The following is an 18523-nucleotide window of genomic DNA, read 5'->3' as shown; positions in this document are numbered from 1 at the left end:
ATGATATCCATGTTTTCTCCTCCTACATACTACAAATGAACAAAATGGGCAGCCGGTTGGATGCCCATTTTGAACGGAATGTTTATTTGGTTTATTTGCTCGAAAGCAAGTTATACAATACCTGAGCGACCTCAGCTCTTGTCGTAACCCCTTGCGGGCTTAGCTTGCCGTTATTGCCGGATACGATTCCGCTTTCTACGAGCGCTGCAGCTGCCTCTTGTGCATAGGCTGCAATTTGATCAGCGTCCTTGAAGCTGCTTACGCTTACGCCTGATTCGGCCTCAGGAAGCTTGCCAAGTGCATCAAGCGAGCGATACAGAAGTGTAAACAGATCCTGGCGGGTAATGGCTTTATCCGGTGCGAACAGATTGTCGCCAAGGCCGTTGGTGATGCCGAGACGTTTCGCTGCGCCCAGATAATTCGTGTAATAGGTGTTGCCTGCGTCCGCAAAATTATTCGCTTCGGTTTCGTTCGGCACGATGCCGTATGCTTTCAATAACAGCACCAGGAACTGGCCGCGCGTTACGTTCGCGAGCGGGCTGAAGTGAGTATCGTCCGTTCCCGTAGCAATATCTCTTGCAGCCAGGAAGGTTACCGCTTTGCTGTACCAAGAAGCCGTCGCAACATCTGAGAATGTAACCTTGTTATAGCCCACGATATATTGCGAGAAGTGGTTCGTCTCGAAGTCTACCGTACCCGTTGCAGCGTTGAAGACTCCGTTTACCGTTTCCAAGTAACCATCGTCGGTCAAATAGTAGACAATGACCGCACTTGGATCTTCGTCCGCCTTCAACGTATAAGGCACGCTGACTTTGACGCTGCCTCCGCCAAAAGTGGAAACCGTTTGGTCTCCCGCTTTCACGGTAAGCTCATATACAGGCCGGTCGCCCAATACTTGCTTACCTTCTTCAGTAAGTTCTTGCTTAGCAATTTCGATCTTAATATCGCCATCACCTGAGGCTGCACGGATGTTATCCGCTGCTTTGGCGTCGAACACTATGGAACCGACTGCAGTGTAATTAACTTTAATCTGCGCCCCGGTGCCATCCGCAACTTCGTTGAAAGCACTGCGCGGAATGCTTAGCTGGCCGGTTTCGGTAGCTGCGCTTGCTTCTACCTTAAACTCGACAACCGCTGATTTTCCGGCCGTTTCCGCTTTCTTTGCATCCGCTACAAGAGCTGTAACTACTTCCTTCGTGACGACAGCTGATGTTGTACCTGTAGCCGCATCGGTTTTGGAAGGTACAGTAAAACTTGAAGTAGCTGTGTTACCTGAAGTTGTATTCGTTACCTCTGCAGCAGGAGGCGTGACTACTGCGTAAGGCGGCGTTGGTGGACTAATGATTGGATCGCCGGGAACGACAACATCCACGGATGCTCCCGGATTGTAGAGTACTTCAACTGGAGCAATCAGCGTCGAAACATTGTTCACACGCTGGCTGACAGGACCATTGTAGCCCGGTTTAGCCGCATAACGGACATTGTAAGTACCTGGCGCTAAGCCTGTAATGGAATTGCCCGTTACTGCCGTGTAGCTTGCTGCTCCCGCCAACTTGTATTCCAAGCCCGCTTTCGTGCCTGTAATGCGACCGTCACTTGCGCCTGACGAAGTTGGAGCTACCCCCGTAAGACCTGTCGGTACAGCTTCCAGTCTCGAGAACAGTTTGTCAAGAGCTGCCTTGTAAACCGTGTTAGGCAATACGCCATTCGGTACGTAATCCGGTTGGATATTCGTCCACGAGTACATCAGCTCCACATGTCCAAGGATCGGAGCGCTGTTGCCGGCTGCATCCTTGTTATCCTTGTTGTACACGTACAAGTAAGGCACTTGGAGCTTGTTTGCAATGACATCATTGTTATTCACATCTTTGTATCGGACATCGTTTGACCCTTTCACATATTGCGTCTGAATGTTAGTCAGGTATGTTTTTACCAAGTCCACGTACAGGTTGGCATACGGGTGTTTCGTATCGCGAACCATCAGACGATCGATATCGTGGGAGTCAAACGTCTCCGAATCCGTCTGCGTTACATCAACGCCCGCATCCAGCCTAGGATCCCACATATACACTTTATCGACGTTGTATTTCTTCGCGTATTCATTGATAAACTTGATTGCCGCCTGCGTATTCGGGCACCACGATCCGCCGAAGAGAATCGCATAGTTGCCTTGCGCAGCAAGCAATTTCGTAAGCTCATGATACGTCACATGCTCCAGTACGACATTACCGTCCGTACCGTCGAAGATATCCCGGCCAATCGTCGAATTGAATTTCACGTTCTTGTTGAACGCCAGTTCAATAAAATCGTTCGGATTGATCGTGTCGAAGGATTCCGCTGCGCCAAAGACCGCTTTCACTTGGTCCTTATACGCCGTTACCTTCGCCGCATCCTCCACGCCGTCTGTCAGGAAATCAGCCGAGCTGTTGCTGCTCTTCAGCGAAGCCACGATTGGCTGGCTGTTCGCGCCGTCTTTATTATCCTTGTTGTAGATGAAGAGGAGCGTTTGATCCTTCACGTCCGCTGCCGGACTTGTGCCCAGCGCCGTGCCGCTTGCATCCTTCGCCGTCAAATATTTGTTCACCAGATCGGTGTACACACCCGCAAACTGGTTGGTGCTGTCTGCCAGATCCAAGCTCACACCGTCAAGCTTGGTGTCAAAGTTGTAGATGGTCGAGATGTTGTATTCTTTGGCAACCTGATTAATGAAGCCAATATTCGCCTGTGTGCTGGCAACGGATGCGCCGCCGAACAGAACCGCGTATGTACCTTCGCTCTCGAATATGTGGGCGATATCCTCATACGTAGCCGTTCTGAACACATGATTGGCATCCTTCAAATTCGGGTATACGTCGCTGAAATAATTATAATGGCTAATGGCATTGGTTGAAGGCGGTACGACTACATTCACGGACTCGCCCGCGCTATATGGTACTGCTGTTGGAGCAATCAGCGTCGAAACATTGTTCACACGCTGGCTGACAGGACCATTGTAGCCCGGTTTAGCCGCATAACGCACATTGTAAGTACCTGGCGCCAAGCCTGTAATGGAATTGCCCGTTACAGCTGTGTAGCTTGCATCTCCGGACAGCTTGTATTCCAAGCCTGCTTTCGAGCCTGTAATGCGACCGTCATTTACGGTTGGGGAAGTTGGCGCAACCCCAGTAAGCCCTGTCGGTACAGCCTCTAATCGCGAGAACAGTTTGTCGAGCGCAGCTTTGTAGATCGTGTTTGGCAATACGCCATTCGGTACGTAATCCGGCTGGATATTCGTCCACGAGTACATCAGCTCCACATGTCCAAGAATCGGAGCGCTGTTGCCTGCTGCATCCTTGTTATCCTTGTTGTACGTGAATAAGTAAGGCACTTGAAGCTTGTTTGCAATGACATCATTGTTATTCACATCTTTATATCGGACGTCATTTGTCCCTTTCACATATTGCGTCTGAATGTTAGTCAGGTACGTTTTTACCAGGTCCACGTACAGGTTGGCATACGGGTGTTTCGTGTCGCGAACCATCAGACGATCGATATCGTGGGAGTCAAACGTCTCCGAATCCGTCTGCGTCACATCAACGCCCGCATCCAGTCTTGGGTCCCACATGTACACTTTATCGACGTTGTATTTCTTCGCGTATTCATTGATAAACTTAATCGCCGCCTGCGTATTCGGGCACCACGATCCGCCGAAGAGAATCGCGTAGTTGCCTTGCGAAGCAAGCAATTTCGTAAGCTCATGATACGTTACATGCTCCAGTACGACATTACCGTCCGTACCGTCGAAGATATCCCGGCCAATCGTCGAATTGAATTTCACGTTCTTGTTGAACGCCAGTTCAATAAAATCGTTCGGATTGATCGTGTCGAAGGATTCCGCTGCGCCAAAGACCGCTTTCACTTGGTCCTTATACGCCGTTACCTTCGCCGCATCCTCCACGCCGTCTGTCAGGAAATCAGCCGAGCTGTTGCTGCTCTTCAGCGAAGCCACGATTGGCTGGCTGTTCGCGCCGTCTTTATTATCCTTGTTGTAGATGAAGAGGAGCGTTTGATCCTTCACGTCCGCTGCCGGACTTGTGCCCAACGCCGTGCCGCTTGCATCCTTCGCCGTCAAATATTTGTTCACCAGGTCGGTGTACACACCCGCAAACTGGTTGGTGCTGTCTGCCAGATCCAAGCTCACGCCGTCGAGCTTCGTGTCAAAGTTGTAGATCGTCGAGATGTTGTATTCTTTGGCAACCTGATTAATGAAGCCGATATTCGCCTGTGTGCTGGCAACGGATGCGCCGCCGAACAGAACCGCGTATGTACCTTCGCTCTCGAATATGTGGGCGATATCTTCATACGTAGCCGTTCTGAACACATGATTGGCATCCTTCAAATTCGGGTATACGTCGCTGAAATAATTATAATGGCTGATTGCGCTTGGGCTTGGAGTTGCCGGATCCGCGGCAGCGGTCGAAGCTTGGAAGAACGGGATCGTTAGGAAGATGGCTAGTAATAGTGCCCCTAGTCTGACAATTGGCTGATGTTTTCGCATATAGTTACGCTCCTAATTAGTGGGATGAGTGCATAGAAGAGCTGCGGTTATGGGCAAACCTCTTCTTCCACCGCACCACTGTTTTCTCCGCCTGAAGAGTTCGAGGAATCCGAAGACGAAGAGTTGGAGCTTGATGACGACGATGATGAAGAAGACGATGTCGAAGCTGCTGCTTGTGTAGTTTCTTTCTTAGCCACCAGGGAGCCCACCTTCTTCGGTCCTTTGTCAACAGGTGCTGCTGCAGGAGCCGGTGTGCTTGGTTGCTCTTCAACTACCGGTGCGGATACAACTGCTGCTGCCGGTGCTTCTTGTTTCACGGATGCTGCTGCTGTTTTAGGCGCAGCAGAGCTGGTTGTTACCGGGGAAGCAGCTTTCGTGCTTGTAGCCGGAGCTTTCACTTGTTTCACTGCTGCAGCTTTAGTGGATGCAGCCGGCTCTGTTTTTGCTTGTTTCGCTGAAGCATCCGTATTGTCCACTGCTGCCGTTTGTGTTTCTTCGGCAGGCGCTGGGGCAGCAGCCGTTTCAACAGTTGGTTCGGCTGCCTGCGTTTCTTCAGCAGGAGCAACCGTTGACGCTGGTTGTTGTTCTTCTGTTGTTACAACTGCCGCAGGAGCAGTCTCCTTCGTTTCGGCAGGTGCAGACGCTGGTGCTGCAGCTTGTTCAACAGCAGGAGTAGTAGGATTCGTGCTATCTTGCGAATCTTTATTGGCGAATACGGCGGTATAAGTCAACACCAGAAACACAGCGCTTGCGATCACAAGGGAATAAGTAAGTTTCGATACGTTTGGTTTTTTCATAGTAAGAACATCTCCTTCTTCGCTCTCTGAGCATAGTGTAGTGGGATCTTAATTGGTCTTGCCTGTAAAGAACGACAGCTTACTTCGTCGTTCCTCCCCCTTAATGATGAATTCCGGATAAAAAAAGAAGACCCAACGATGGCGTGTACAATCACGCTCTCTCATTGAATCTCTGGTGGTCCAGTAGACTAATCATCCTATGTCATCCGACAAATGAAATGCTGTCGTTTGCTTTACTTGTTTCTATCTTATTGGCAATAGAATCCAAAGTCAAGACTTTTCCTATCGTTTTTGTCGGAATTAAAATTCATACCTCAAAATAACTCGTCAATCCCCCGTACTTAGGCCATCCAGCGCCTCAAGTGTCTGCATCACGTGATCAATAAGATCCGGCAAATCCTCCATTTGCTCCTCGTTGATTTTCCGATTGAAATGCAGTTCAATTTCATTAAAATAGCTGACTGTTTGCTCACCATACGTAAAGCTCAGCGTTTGTGTAGGCGGCAGCTCCGGCTGCCATAATTCGAGCAGCTTCTGCTCAATCGCCTTGCACTCCGCTTCCGTATCTTGAACCGGCATATAGAAGCGCAGTCGCAGCGAACACCCCGGGTTCTCGCCTTTCTGTTCCAGCAGCTCTGCCGCGAGATCCTTCAGCGATGCTTCCAGCCGCATCTCTGCCGTAATGCCGCCTCCGTTCACCAGCGTGAATTGCAGCGCGAATACCCGTGCCATAACGGCCATTTCCAGCCGATCGACGCGATGCGTAATCAGGATTTGTCCGGCAATATTGTCCAGATCATAGACTTGATTCTCGATCGCTACCTTCAAGTTATCAAATACAGTCGGATCAAACATATGATCGAGCTCCCTTCGCTGGTATGGTCTTATCTTATAACGTTGTGAAATACCTGCCAAGTTCTTCTTCAGCTCCGTTCCAAGTTGACATGCTGAGCTATAATCGTATACAGTTATTTCAATAACAAGCAAATGGATAAAGCCATGAAGGAAAACAGCAGCGTTCAAATCCTGCTTCCAGAGAGTCGGCGGTTGGTGCAAGCCGGTACAGGTTGAACGTCAATTACATTTCCCGAGCTTCTCGTCTCCGAAACTGCAAGCTGCAGAAGGAGCAGACGGTTGTCAGCCGTTACATGACAAGAGTGGAGAACGCAGCGCACTGCGTTTTCAATTAGGGTGGTAACGCGATGACTCGTCCCTGTCTATGACAGGGGCGGGTCTTTCTTTTGTTTTCCAACTCAATTCAACTACCTAATGGAGGGATTTCAACAATGTTAAGCGGAAGCGTACAAAGCAGTAAAGACTTGGTTAATGATCTGGAATACCGTGGACTGATTCATCAGCTAACGGATACCGAAAACTTGAGAAAGAAGCTGGAAAGTGAGCGTGTCACGCTGTACTGCGGTTTCGACCCGACAGCCGACAGCCTTCATATCGGCAGCCTGCTACCTATTCTATGCCTTCGCCGCTTCCAGCTTGCTGGCCATATTCCGCTTGCACTTGTAGGCGGAGGTACAGGCTTGATCGGCGACCCAAGCGGTCGCTCCAGCGAGCGTTCGCTTAATACGGCGGACACGGTTGCATCGTGGACGAACAGCTTGAAAGCACAGCTTTCTGCATTCCTCGATTTCAACTCAGAAGGCAATCCTGCTAAGCTGGTCAGCAACTACGATTGGATTGCTCCGCTAGATGTCATTACGTTCCTGCGGGATATCGGCAAGAACTTCACGGTTAATTACATGCTGGCGAAGGACTCCGTAGACTCGCGATTATCCAATGGCATTTCGTTTACGGAATTCAGCTATATGATCCTGCAAGCTTACGATTTCTATAAGCTGCATCAAGAACATAACTGTTCCCTGCAAGTAGGCGGAAGCGACCAATGGGGCAACATTACCGCGGGTCTTGAATTGATCGGCAAAATGGGCGGCGGCGACGCTTACGGCATGACGATGCCGCTTGTTACGAAGAGCGACGGCAAGAAGTTCGGCAAATCCGAGACAGGCGCAATCTGGCTCGATCGGAGCAAAACATCGGTGTACCAGTTCTACCAGTTCTGGATCAACACGGACGATAACGATGTCGTGAAATTCTTGAAATACTTCACGTTCCTCTCCCAAGCGGAAATCGAAGCGCTCGAGAACGAACTGAAGCAGCAGCCTGAACGCCGCGTTGCACAACGGGAGCTTGCTCGTGAAGTAACGAAGATTGTGCATGGAGAAGAAGCCGTCGTAACCGCAGAGAAAATCACGCAAGCGCTGTTCTCCGGCGAATTCATGTCGCTGAGCGAAGCCGAGCTTGTAGAAGCGCTGCAAGATATGCCGACTACCGTTTGTACGGGTGAAGAAGATCGCAGCTTAATGGACCTGATGATCGAAGTCGGTGCGGCTTCATCACGTCGCCAAGCGAGACAGGACATTGAGAGCGGTGCGGTCTCTATCAACGGACAGAAACAAACCGTCAGTGAAACCGTACTCGGACAAGATCAGAAGCTGTACGGCAAGTACATTCTCCTTCGCCGCGGGAAGAAGAACTACTTCCTGGCGCGGTTTGAATAACATACTTGATCTTGATATAACCAAACAAAATAAAGCCGCTATCCATGATGGATAGCGGCTTTTTCGATGGCCAAGGGCCCAATAGTTTAAGGTATAAATTGCTGTACGATGCGCGTAACTTTACCGTTCTGAATCGTTAGATGATACGGATAATCGCTGACAGTAATGAGGCCGTCTGCGTGAAAAATCGCATCGAATTTATCAAGCGAAATGGCTTGGTTCCACTCGGTGGAAGCATTCACAAGGCTGCCGGTACGGTCATAGATCTGCATAATGACGGCTGCGTGAGGATCTACCTCGAGCGTCTTCACCGTTTCATCATCATTCACGATGTAGTAGCCGTCTGGGGCTTTGTCGAGACCGGAATCCGGTTCTTCTTTGACGAAAGCCGCATCCGCCGCTTCCCCTTCGAACCACTGAATCTCGTCTGTCTGCAGAAGCAGCTTACCGCCTTGCGTGTCCATGCCGTTGATGTAAACCGTGATCATTTCCGGAGTTTGGGTTACAGGCGCGTAGCCCTTATTATCGACTGCCGATGCTGTTGAGATGCAAGCTACCAATCCGATGATTGTTAGCGTGATGCCTAGTGCATGTCGGTTCATAATTACCATCTCCTCGCTCGCGAGCGTTAGCGAGACTTGCCTTTTAGTAAGACTTGCCTCTATCTCTACTATACCCGTTTTGGGTGAAATTGATAGATTCAGCAAGCTCGAATTTGCTAAAATTTACGTAAATGTTTTGTCGCTTCGAAAAGCATGTGTCGGCGTACCGACTACGCCCGGTTTGCAGGTGAAGATTCCGCCTGCATGCGGTTGATCCCCACTCGTCTCCGGCGTGAGACCGATACTAGCTGTCGTGATGTAGAGGATATCCAGGTTGTCGCCGCCGAAGATGCATGAGCTCGCTTTTGCCACAGGAACGTAGATCGATTCCAGCTTTTGTCCCGTCAGTGGATTCCATCTCGACACCTGCCATCCATCCCAATGGGCGATCCATAACATGCCTTCGCTATCGATCGTCATTCCATCCGGGAACCCTTCCTCCGGCCGAAAATCAATCACCAGCCGCGGATTACGAATCGTCCCTGTCAACACATCGTAGTCGAACCCTGTCACCGTCTGTTTCATCGAGTCGATATAGTACAGCTGCGTTTCGTCGAGACTCCAAGCGATGCCGTTGGATACGCCAACGTCATCCACCATTTTGCGGCAGCTTAAATCATGATCCAGCACATAGAAGGACCCTTTAACATCCACTTCGGCATCCTGCATCGTCCCCGCCCAATAACGGCCGGCAGAGTCACATTTTCCATCGTTAAATCGGTTCTCAGGCAAATGCGCCTCCGGATTTGCAATCGGGGTCAGCTTCCCGGTTCCGCAGTGGTAATGCTCGAACCCATCCCGCGTCGTCAGAATGACGGCATCGCCATCTGAAGCATCACATACGACAGCGCCGACCGGCTTGCCGATCGTAAACTGCTCGTTGCGCCCCGTAGCCGGATCGAACCGGCTGAATGATCCGCCGGTTATATCCACCCAATAGAGCTTCCGTTGCTCCGCATTCCAGCTTGGTCCTTCAGCGAGTATCGCTTGAGCGTCAAGCACCAGCTCCGCCTTTCGGGAATGCAGCTGCTCTCGCAGCTGTGCATTAGATTGCTGCATCAATCGTTCATCCTCCTACAAATCAATAGTCATCCCGCCATCAGCCACTAACACGGCCCCCGTCATGAACGAGTTGTCCGCGCTTGCCGCGAACATGACGACCGATGCGATCTCATCTGCTGTGCCGACACGGCCCATCGGCTGCGCTTCGTTCCACTGCTTCATCGTTTCCTCGCGCGGCGTGTCGAGGTTCTTGATGCTGCTCTCCAGCATCGGCGTATGTACAGCCCCGGGCAGTACCGCGTTAACCCGGATATTTTGTTTGGCAAAGTCTAAGGCAATCGCCCGAGTCAACGACACGATGCCGCCTTTGGAAGCAGCGTAAGCCGAATAACCATCCAAAGTTGCCAGCGCATGCACGGAGCTGACGTTCACAATAGCACCGCCGCCTCTGCTGACCATAGCAGGAAGCACCTCACGGCAGAACAAAAAGACCGATGTCAAATTATTCGTGATGACCTCGTTCCAACCCTGCAAGCTCATCTCCGTAATGCGAATTTGCGGACATACCGCGGCATTGTTCACCATGACGTCGATCCGACCGTACTTGGCGAGCGTATCCTCCACCACCCGCTTCACATCCGACTCCGACGACACATCAGCCTGCATCGCAGTGGCTAGCAGTCCCGCTTCCGTAATCTCCTCCGCGACCGCCTCGCCTTTCGAAGCCGTGCGATTCACCACGACAACCGATGCACCTTCCTTTGCAAAACGATGACAGACAGCTCTTCCAATCCCGCTTCCTCCACCAGTCACGATAACCACTTTCCCGATCCAGCTCATATGCGGCCCCCATTATCAGGTATTATCGAAAGAGACGTCCTTGGTAGGGACGCCTCTCCTCTGTTCTTACTTAACGGTCTCGCGCTTCTCCCAGCCTTGCTTGAAGAGCGGCAGCCAATTGCCCACCTGGTACGGATGCTTATCGATCTCTTCAAGATTCAGCTCCACGCCAAGGCCCGGCCCTTCCGGAGGCAATAAATAACCATTCTGAACCTTCAAGGGCGGGAGCAGTACTTGCTCTTCCCACGGCTCATTGAATTCATCGAAAATTTCATGGATGAGGAAATTCGGCGTCGCCATATTCAAATGGCTGCATACAACCGAGCATACCGGACCTTGCGCGCTGTGCGGCGCCGTTACGCCGTTATGGGCATGGACCATGCCGCAAATTTGCTTCGATGCCGAGATGCCCAGATACTGCGGCTCCAGCTGGATGATATGCACCGCATCATGACGGAGCAGCTCCGCGAATTGCTCGCGCGAGTAGTAGTCCTCCCCGCAGGCGACCGGCACCGGACTGCGGCGCGCCACTTCGACCATGCTGGAGATCAGCTGCGGCGGAACCGGCGCCTCGAACCAGGTCGGTTCATATTTCAGCATCGCATCTGCGAATTGCAGTGCCGTACTCACGCTGAAGCGATTATGGCCTTCGATGAGAATGTCGACATCCTTGCCGACTGCTTCCCGGACTGCCGCAATATTCTCGATTGCAGCGGAGAAGTCCTGCCGGCTAACCGTACGCCAAGCCGCGCCGAACGGGTCGAACTTCAAGGCGGTGTAGCCTTTATCGACCACAATCTTCGCTTTCTCGAAGAAGTTCTCCGGCGTATTCGGTCCGCGGTACCAGCCGTTGGCATAGCAGCGCAGCTTATCGTGACAGCTGCCGCCAAGCAGTTTATAGAGCGGCTGGTTCGTCACCTTGCCCATGATGTCCCAGCAAGCGGTTTCAATTGCGGCCAGCGCTGAACCTTGAATCTGTCCGCCGTCGGAATAGACGTCGCGAAACAGCTTCAGACTGATCGTTTCCACATCGAACGGATCGCGTCCGATGACGAGATGCTTCAGCTCGTGAATGGCAGCCTCTACGGTTTTGGCGAAACCGTTCAGCGTCCCTTCACCAAGCCCTGTTACGCCTTCATCTGTGTCTACTAACACGAAGAGCCAGTTCTTCCACGGGTTGCCGAGAATATAAGTGCGAATATTAGTTATTTTCATTGCCGCTGCGCCTCCCAATTTCATTATCCTTAATTGAGCCCAGCGTAGCATAGCCGTTCGGGAAGCGACAAGATGTCTAACTTGTATACATCAAAGCATGATCTTCTTCACATATTCAATATGCCGCTGCGTTAATTGAACGGTTAGCTCAGGATCGTTACCTGCCAGCGCATGACGAATCTGCCAATGCTCTTCGATGCTGCCTGCGAGACGCTTCTTGTTGCGATTGAAGGTCGTTCGCACAACGAGCAGAAACTTATCTTGGATGCGCGACATCACCTCGGTATACTCTTCATTATCGAGTCCGGCAATAATCAGCGCATGGAATTGGCGGTCCAGCTCCACGTACCGGATGATATCCTCGTTTGCTATTGCTTCTGCCTGCTGCGCCATATTCGCATCCAAACCTGCGAAGAACGCCGCATCCATCTTCCCCGTCAGCCGCCGAACCGCATAGGTTTCCAGCGATAATCGCAGCTCGTAGATCTCCAGAATCTTCTTTAGCGACACCTCCTGCACGATGACCCCCTGCTTCGGGGACAGCTTTACAAGCCCCATCATCTCCAGGCGATCAAGCGCGGAGCGAATCGGCGTTTTACTCATCCCCAGCAGCTCGCTGAGCAGCTTCTCGGACAAGAACATTCCGCCCTGCCACTCTCCGGTTACAATCCGATTCTTTATCGCTTCGAAAGCCTGATCACGCAGCGTCACCGCGGTCTGCTGCTTCTCCAACATCCGTCCCTCCTTCGCTTCCTCACTCTTATGTTATACTACTTTTTAATAGTATCCGGATGCACAAATCATAGGAGGGATCCTCAGCATGCCCCGCCAATCGCTGCGTGATGAAGCCTATCACATCATCTATGAACAAATTATAGGCGGTGTGCTTGCCAAAGGAGCCGTCACCTCCGAGGTGCAGCTCAGCCGCCAGCTCGATATGAGCCGCACGCCGGTCCGCGCCGCACTGCAGCAGCTCGAGAATGAAGGCTTCCTGCGGATCATTCCTAAGCACGGCGTGCTCGTGCTTGATTCATCCGCCCAGCGGGTCGGCGATCTGCTCGAGCTGCTGACCGCGCTGCTGCTGTATGCCGTGACGAGCGTGCGCCTTCGCGACGAGGCTGCGCTCAGCGAGTTGTCCCGGCAGCTGGTCCACGAGTTGGAATCATTGCTATCTGTCGGCGATGAACCCGCTCTTGCGGTCGCCGGCGATCATGCCCCCGCTCATATTGTCGGCGGCGAACTTGCGTTATGCCAGTTCGAATATGATTTCGTGAGCCGCGTCATCGCGCTCAGTCACAACCAAGAGATGCAGCAAACGCTAGCAAACAGCGCATCCCGCTTATTCTGGGCCGGCAACAAGAAACGGTGGCTCGCGCCATACCGTTTCGAGATGGGAGACACGCTTCACTCCCTGCTAAGCCGCCTAACCTCTGATACCGATAGCTTCATCGATGCAGTGAACCGTTACTTGCACATGCTGAAGAAGACTTGGATTTAGTCAATCTTCTAGCTTATCCTACGTAGATGAATCCAATATCGCCGGTTCCAGGTGGTGGATAGCTAACAAAGTTGTAAAGTTGCATAACATGCAACTTTTCCCCACTTAAGCCGCCTAATCTACGCAAATGTTGCAGGAAATGCATCATTTCTATGCCATATCGCATCTACGAGGCTATTCCTTGAGAGAATGTTGCAGATTCTGCAACATAACGCTCAACATCGCCACTTACGGCATCCTAATATTGCATATTCTGCAACATATCCATCGCTGCACCAGCCCCATCCCCCAGTACAGCCACGTCATTCGTGTAAGCGACACTCCCTTCGCAGCAGAATCACTTACACTTCAATTCATCAAACGAACTCCACCTTGCCGCCTTCGAGCGAAGCAATGCGAGCTAGCGACTCCACCCGGAACCCCTGCTCGAGCAGTTTACCTCTACCGGATTGGAACGACTTCTCGATTACGATTCCGATACCGGCCACCTCTGCCCCGGCTTGCTGAACGATACGAGCCATCCCCAGCGCAGCCTCACCGTGAGCGAGAAAATCATCAATAATTAACACGCGATCATTCGGCGCGAGGAACTTTCTCGATATCGTAACCTCGCTCTCCTCTTGCTTCGTGAACGAATAGACCTTCTCCGTGTACAGATCATCCCGAAGCGTCAGTGATTTGCGTTTACGTCCGAACACCATCGGCACGCCAAGCGGAAGCGCCGTCAATACGGCCGGTGCAATGCCCGAAGACTCGATCGTCATGATCTTCGTCACGCCGCTCTCACGGAACAGCTCGGCAAAAGCTTTTCCGACCGCAAGCATCAGCTCCGCATCCACCTGATGATTCAGAAACGTATCTACCTTCAACACGCCGCCATCCAGCACGATGCCCTCTTGTCTTATTTTCTGCTTCAGAAGCTCCACTGTACTCACGCCTCCTATTCACCTAATCCGTAAGCTAAAGCTTCAGTATTCCCCGATTATCCGCCCTAATTCTGCCAGCCGCTCACACATGCTTATTTCGAAAAGCATATTGAATCGTTTGATCCTCCAAACTAATCGATTTGACCAGCAGCGATATTCGATTCTCCGGGTTGATTCCCTCCCAATAGAAATCAGCGGTTTCTTCAATCGAATCGAATAACGGCACTTCGAAGGGATCGCCTTTAAACGGCTTCAATACACCGTCTCGTTCTGATTCATAGGTATGTATGCAGTGTCCGGTTCCTTGCTTGAAGCGGCTGAAGTGGTAGCGATTACGCAGGCACACCGAAGGGTCATTGTCATAGGTTTTGAGAATCGACAATTCATACTGCTGCACATCCGCATAGATAACAGCCGAGATCCTCGGTGTAAAATGCGGCGCATCCGGCTCGAACTCTCGATTCATAAGCGCTTGCTCGAACGTTTGCCTAAGCTGCAGACCTTCATAGATGGTGTCCGTCTGATCACCGTTCGAGACAATGTGCGCATCTCCCAAGTGACGGATCGGATAATAAATAATAAGCGAGGGGTCCTCCATCAACGCCGGATCGAAAGCTTTGTTCCTCACATACAGGCCATCTTGTTCAAAAATCCGATTGCGGCTGTTCACACTGCGCCCCATAATCCAATACACCTGCATGTAATGCGACCCGGAAGGCGTCATGCCTGCTATCAACGTTCTCCCCGGATAAGGCTTCTCAAACAACTCCTGTTGATAAGACTTCACTCACATCCGCTCCTCTACCGAATATGCAAAAAGAGGTAAAGAGAACTCGTAAGCTCTCCTTACCTCTGCCCAGACTCTTAAATTACTCTCACAATACCGAAATGAGTCCCATAAATCAACTATTATTATGCAAATCCGCTCAAAAGACCTTATTCTCGCTCCATTCCACAACCTGCACGCCGGGAGGCGCCATAACGCTCGTGCACACTTTGCCGCTATCGTCGACATGCCACTTCACATGGAGATCGCCATGCGGAGTGTTGACTGTACCGCTGCATGCGCGAATGCCGCCAACCGGATTTGGTGAAACCATCACGGTCTTGTAACCCGGTTCAAGAGACTGAACACCGAGAACAACTTCACCGATCCATTTGACTGGTGTGCTGGACCAAGCATGGCATAAGCTCATCCGATAGGAGCCGTAAGCGGTATAGGTCGTAAGGGCATCGTGAAAGTCGCGTCCCTCACCTTCTCCGTGCGAATAGGCTTCCCAGAAAGTCGTGGCCCCGTGATCGAGCATACCGCCCCATACGATCGAAATGACCTCATACGCCCGTTCATGTTTGCCATATCGGGAATAACATTCAGCGAGTTGGAACGCCGACAAAGGCGTGATTGGATCCATCAATTCATATTCATCCAGAAAAGCTACGGCAGCATCAGCACTTACATAACCGCTCGCAATGCCGAGCACTTTTACTGCCAGCGCATAGGATTCCTTCATATAATCCTCGGAAGTGAGTGCTCGCATTGGCCAATCCAGCAGCGGAGTCAGCTCCAGCTCAGGTAATTCGGCTGCCAATTTCACCAAGTCGGCATGCGTTAGTGCATAGATAGCCTGCAGCGCAATAACCTTCTCCTCATTCGTGAGCGGTACCCATTCAATCAGAATGCCGTCTTGGATGAGAAGGCCCTCGCCGGGTTTCGTGTTCTGAAGCACCCATTTGATATGACGCTGCATCGGCTCCTTCAGCTCCAGCACGAACTCCTTATCGCCCGTCTGAAAATAATACTCGGTTACCGTCTTCATCCACCAAAGCGTATATTCACAAATACTGTTCATCCAGTGCCCGCTAGGCGTACCTTCTCCCAGCTCACGCACCGCGCGGCGGATGACCTTCGTATCATCCCATAAGAAGTAACAGGATTTCGCTGCCAGGTAGAAATCAAAGGTCCAGTTCAGCCGATCCCGCTTAATCCCGTCCCACAACCCAATCTGATGACAGATTCGGCTTGTATGTGCGGATACCTCGAAGATTTGATTCAGCTCCGCGTTGTCGCTTTGCAAGTTCCCTGCCTGACGCAGCGCCACATGAACCGTTTGGAACATTAGCTCTAGCTCAAATGAATGCCCCGGCTCACCAAGCACAAACAGCTGTATATATCGGCAGCCCTGCGGGAGCGTGCAAACCTTTTCCCCCGGAGCCACAACGAGCCACTCCGTGATGCATCCGTCATAATGTTCAAGCTCCATGAGCGATTCGGCACCATTCCATAACAGCTTTATCGACTCATCCCCTTGGTTCGAGACCGTAAATCGGCAATTATGCTCCGCAAGCAGATCTACAGTCACTCTCGAAGCGCTGCCGAGGTCCATCTCCATCTGCAACTGCCTCATCGCTCTCCATTCATTCTGCTTCCGTAGATGGTAGAATAACTCTAGCTGCTCCTGTTCCGGTTGTACGAGCATTCCATCTTGCCCATGTGCGCCGCTGAGCTTGACCTTGCCATCGCCGGATACCGCCGCTTCTACCCCGTATTGGTCCTGCACGATGACTTCATTCAGATCATACGCCGCAATATCTCCGAAGCCGCCTGCTACGAAAGCTGCCGGACTGTTCTCTAAATCACCGAATGGCTCTTCGCCTAATAGACAAATTTGCGCAGCAGCCGATTCATCCGCCAGCCAGTTCTCTGCCTCTGTCGTAAGCCATAATCCTTCACCCTGCAAGAATGCAATCGCACCAACCCTGCGATTCCACAGATAATAGTTCACTTCTACCAGTGGGATGAACTCCGTACAGTCCATTTCCAGCCTTAGCTCATGCTCCCCCGGCTGCAATACATCCGGAAAACCGACAATGTTCATAAAAGCGCCTGCATTCCCCGCACGTTCTGCAATCTCAGCTACCACTTGCCCATCAAGCACAACTCGCGCTGCACCTGTAAACGATGCGTGTAAGGAGACTTGGCGAATTTCTTGTTCTGCCGTAAATGTACGAGTCAGCACGCACTTGGGCCGCTGCTCCCGTTCCTGATGCCAAATCCAAACCGGCAATTGTACCTCAGCTATAGTTGTCGTCTCCATCCCATCGTTCCTCTCTTTGCTTGAACATTATAGTCACTAAAAACGTTTTTAATGTGAACCTAACGCCGCTAGCCACCACCTTATGGCAGAGAGTCACGGATCTGTAAGCACTTTCAATTCAATGTACTGACATCTTACCATCGACTGGACGATTCCTTCAACATTAAAACAAACTGCGTTTTTGAAGCGCCGAATCCCTTGATATCACTGGATTTTCTCGAAATTCGGCTATAAAAATAAACAAAAAATGTACGAGCTTGTAGCTATTTATGTAAAACGTTTTTATTCCGGTATACACAAAAAAAGCCCCTTGCTTTCGCAAGGAGCGTTCGTTTTAAAAGATGGTCGGGATGACACGATTTGAACATGCGACCCCCTGGTCCCAAACCAGGTGCTCTACCAAGCTGAGCTACATCCCGTTATAAAGATAAAAAATGGCGTGCCCTGAGAGATTCGAACTCCCGACCTTTTGATTCGTAGTCAAATGCTCTATCCAGCTGAGCTAAGGGCACTAATGGAGCGGAAGACGGGAATCGAACCCGCGACCCTCGCCTTGGCAAGGCGATGCTCTACCGCTGAGCCACTTCCGCATTTAAATATGGTGCGCGTAGAGGGACTTGAACCCCCACGGTCGCCCGCCAGATCCTAAGTCTGGTGCGTCTGCCAATTCCGCCATACGCGCATAAGAAAATGGTGAGTCATGTAGGATTCGAACCTACGACACCCTGATTAAAAGTCAGGTGCTCTACCAACTGAGCTAATGACTCGAGTAAAGATGGTGCCGGCGATAGGAGTCGAACCCACGACCTACTGATTACAAGTCAGTTGCTCTACCAACTGAGCTACACCGGCAAGAATAAAGCTTTGGTTAAAATGGCGGAGCCGACGGGATTCGAACCCGCGGTCTCCTGCGTGACAGGCAGGCATGTTGGGCCACTACACCACGGCTCCGCAGTAAAATTGGTTGCGGGGGCAGGATTTGAACCTGCGGCCTTCGGGTTATGAGCCCGACGAGCTACCGAGCTGCTCCACCCCGCGATAGTACAAGTAAAACATATATGGTGGAGGCTGACGGGATCGAACCGCCGACCCTCTGCTTGTAAGGCAGATGCTCTCCCAGCTGAGCTAAGCCTCCAGGGAAATGAATGGTGACCCGTAGGGGACTCGAACCCCTGTTACCTCCGTGAAAGGGAGGTGTCTTAACCACTTGACCAACGGGCCTTACAAGAAAAATTACAACGGAGAAGGAGGGATTCGAACCCTCGCACCACTTACGCAGTCTAACCCCTTAGCAGAGGGTCCCCTTGAGCCACTTGGGTACTTCTCCATGAATGGCTCCCCGAACAGGACTCGAACCTGTGACAACTCGATTAACAGTCGAGTGCTCTACCAACTGAGCTATCAGGGAACAGTGTTATTCAGGAACTTTGTACAAAGC

The 18523-nt window shown here is 51.4% G+C and carries 13 protein-coding genes, 12 tRNA genes and 1 other annotated feature; of the genes, 2 read left to right on the top strand and 23 right to left on the bottom strand.

The features are described from left to right. Positions 1-91: 91 nt before the first annotated feature. The 3 genes from AC0YNS_RS27955 to AC0YNS_RS27945 form a co-directional block, all read right to left on the bottom strand. Positions 92-4537, bottom strand: coding sequence for an S-layer homology domain-containing protein (locus tag AC0YNS_RS27955; RefSeq protein WP_475784201.1), 4446 nt, complete (start codon positions 4535-4537; stop codon positions 92-94). Positions 4538-4584: 47 nt separating this feature from the next. Further along, positions 4585-5334: a hypothetical protein gene (locus tag AC0YNS_RS27950; RefSeq protein WP_475784200.1), complete on the bottom strand. Its 750-nt coding sequence runs from the start codon at positions 5332-5334 to the stop codon at positions 4585-4587. A gap of 327 nt (positions 5335-5661) precedes the next feature. Continuing rightward, entirely contained in the window at positions 5662-6189 is a 528-nt protein-coding gene (locus AC0YNS_RS27945) for a hypothetical protein (protein ID WP_475784199.1), read from the bottom strand. Between the two features lie 135 nt (positions 6190-6324). Beyond that, positions 6325-6552: a binding site (T-box leader), on the top strand. A gap of 68 nt (positions 6553-6620) precedes the next feature. Between AC0YNS_RS27945 and tyrS the strand changes: the two genes are divergently transcribed. Continuing rightward, positions 6621-7907, top strand: a complete 1287-nt coding sequence (gene tyrS, locus AC0YNS_RS27940; RefSeq protein ID WP_475784198.1) for a tyrosine--tRNA ligase — start codon at positions 6621-6623, stop codon at positions 7905-7907. 86 nt (positions 7908-7993) lie between these two features. Here the strand turns inward: tyrS and AC0YNS_RS27935 are convergent, their stop codons facing one another. From AC0YNS_RS27935 to AC0YNS_RS27915, 5 genes are all read right to left on the bottom strand, one after another. Beyond that, the gene (locus AC0YNS_RS27935) at positions 7994-8509 is read right to left on the bottom strand and encodes a hypothetical protein (protein WP_475784197.1); all 516 of its coding nucleotides are present in this window, start codon (positions 8507-8509) and stop codon (positions 7994-7996) included. Between the two features lie 123 nt (positions 8510-8632). Then, positions 8633-9568: an SMP-30/gluconolactonase/LRE family protein gene (locus AC0YNS_RS27930; protein WP_475784345.1), complete on the bottom strand. Its 936-nt coding sequence runs from the start codon at positions 9566-9568 to the stop codon at positions 8633-8635. 15 nt (positions 9569-9583) lie between these two features. After that, positions 9584-10351, bottom strand: coding sequence for an SDR family NAD(P)-dependent oxidoreductase (locus AC0YNS_RS27925; RefSeq protein WP_475784196.1), 768 nt, complete (start codon positions 10349-10351; stop codon positions 9584-9586). Between the two features lie 66 nt (positions 10352-10417). After that, entirely contained in the window at positions 10418-11566 is a 1149-nt protein-coding gene (locus AC0YNS_RS27920) for a mandelate racemase/muconate lactonizing enzyme family protein (RefSeq protein WP_091225446.1), read from the bottom strand. A 90-nt stretch (positions 11567-11656) separates the two neighbouring features. Further along, positions 11657-12301 carry a GntR family transcriptional regulator gene (locus AC0YNS_RS27915; RefSeq protein WP_475784195.1) on the bottom strand — a complete coding sequence of 215 codons (645 nt, stop codon included), beginning with the start codon at positions 12299-12301 and terminating at the stop codon, positions 11657-11659. Positions 12302-12386: 85 nt separating this feature from the next. Here AC0YNS_RS27915 and AC0YNS_RS27910 point away from each other — a divergent pair, with 85 nt between their 5' ends. Beyond that, positions 12387-13064: a GntR family transcriptional regulator gene (locus AC0YNS_RS27910; RefSeq protein WP_475784194.1), complete on the top strand. Its 678-nt coding sequence runs from the start codon at positions 12387-12389 to the stop codon at positions 13062-13064. Positions 13065-13420: 356 nt separating this feature from the next. Here AC0YNS_RS27910 and AC0YNS_RS27905 read toward each other — a convergent pair whose 3' ends face one another. From AC0YNS_RS27905 to AC0YNS_RS27835, 15 genes are all read right to left on the bottom strand, one after another. Continuing rightward, a complete protein-coding gene (locus AC0YNS_RS27905; protein WP_475784193.1) occupies positions 13421-13990 on the bottom strand; it encodes a xanthine phosphoribosyltransferase in 570 nt (189 codons plus the stop codon). Positions 13991-14072: 82 nt separating this feature from the next. Further along, the gene (locus AC0YNS_RS27900) at positions 14073-14777 is read right to left on the bottom strand and encodes an IMP cyclohydrolase (RefSeq protein WP_475784192.1); all 705 of its coding nucleotides are present in this window, start codon (positions 14775-14777) and stop codon (positions 14073-14075) included. A gap of 139 nt (positions 14778-14916) precedes the next feature. Then, positions 14917-17085, bottom strand: coding sequence for an alpha-L-rhamnosidase-related protein (locus tag AC0YNS_RS27895; RefSeq protein ID WP_475784191.1), 2169 nt, complete (start codon positions 17083-17085; stop codon positions 14917-14919). A gap of 342 nt (positions 17086-17427) precedes the next feature. Further along, a tRNA-Pro gene (locus AC0YNS_RS27890) sits at positions 17428-17504 on the bottom strand. 16 nt (positions 17505-17520) lie between these two features. Then, a tRNA-Arg gene (locus AC0YNS_RS27885) sits at positions 17521-17597 on the bottom strand. Between the two features lie 3 nt (positions 17598-17600). After that, positions 17601-17675, bottom strand: a tRNA-Gly gene (locus AC0YNS_RS27880). 9 nt (positions 17676-17684) lie between these two features. Then, positions 17685-17767, bottom strand: a tRNA-Leu gene (locus tag AC0YNS_RS27875). 9 nt (positions 17768-17776) lie between these two features. Further along, a tRNA-Lys gene (locus AC0YNS_RS27870) sits at positions 17777-17852 on the bottom strand. Between the two features lie 9 nt (positions 17853-17861). After that, a tRNA-Thr gene (locus AC0YNS_RS27865) sits at positions 17862-17937 on the bottom strand. Between the two features lie 22 nt (positions 17938-17959). Next, positions 17960-18036 (bottom strand) — tRNA-Asp (locus AC0YNS_RS27860). Between the two features lie 10 nt (positions 18037-18046). Beyond that, positions 18047-18123, bottom strand: a tRNA-Met gene (locus AC0YNS_RS27855). 21 nt (positions 18124-18144) lie between these two features. Beyond that, positions 18145-18220 (bottom strand) — tRNA-Val (locus AC0YNS_RS27850). Between the two features lie 11 nt (positions 18221-18231). Continuing rightward, a tRNA-Glu gene (locus AC0YNS_RS27845) sits at positions 18232-18306 on the bottom strand. Between the two features lie 18 nt (positions 18307-18324). After that, positions 18325-18412: transfer RNA gene (locus tag AC0YNS_RS27840), tRNA-Ser, on the bottom strand. Between the two features lie 5 nt (positions 18413-18417). Continuing rightward, positions 18418-18493, bottom strand: a tRNA-Asn gene (locus AC0YNS_RS27835). Between the last annotated feature and the right edge of the window lie 30 nt (positions 18494-18523).

Source organism: Paenibacillus sp. J22FR21 (genome assembly GCF_056269135.1).
The sequence above is the reverse complement of the archived record's forward strand: the minus strand, read 5'-3'. Positions and strand labels throughout refer to the sequence as shown.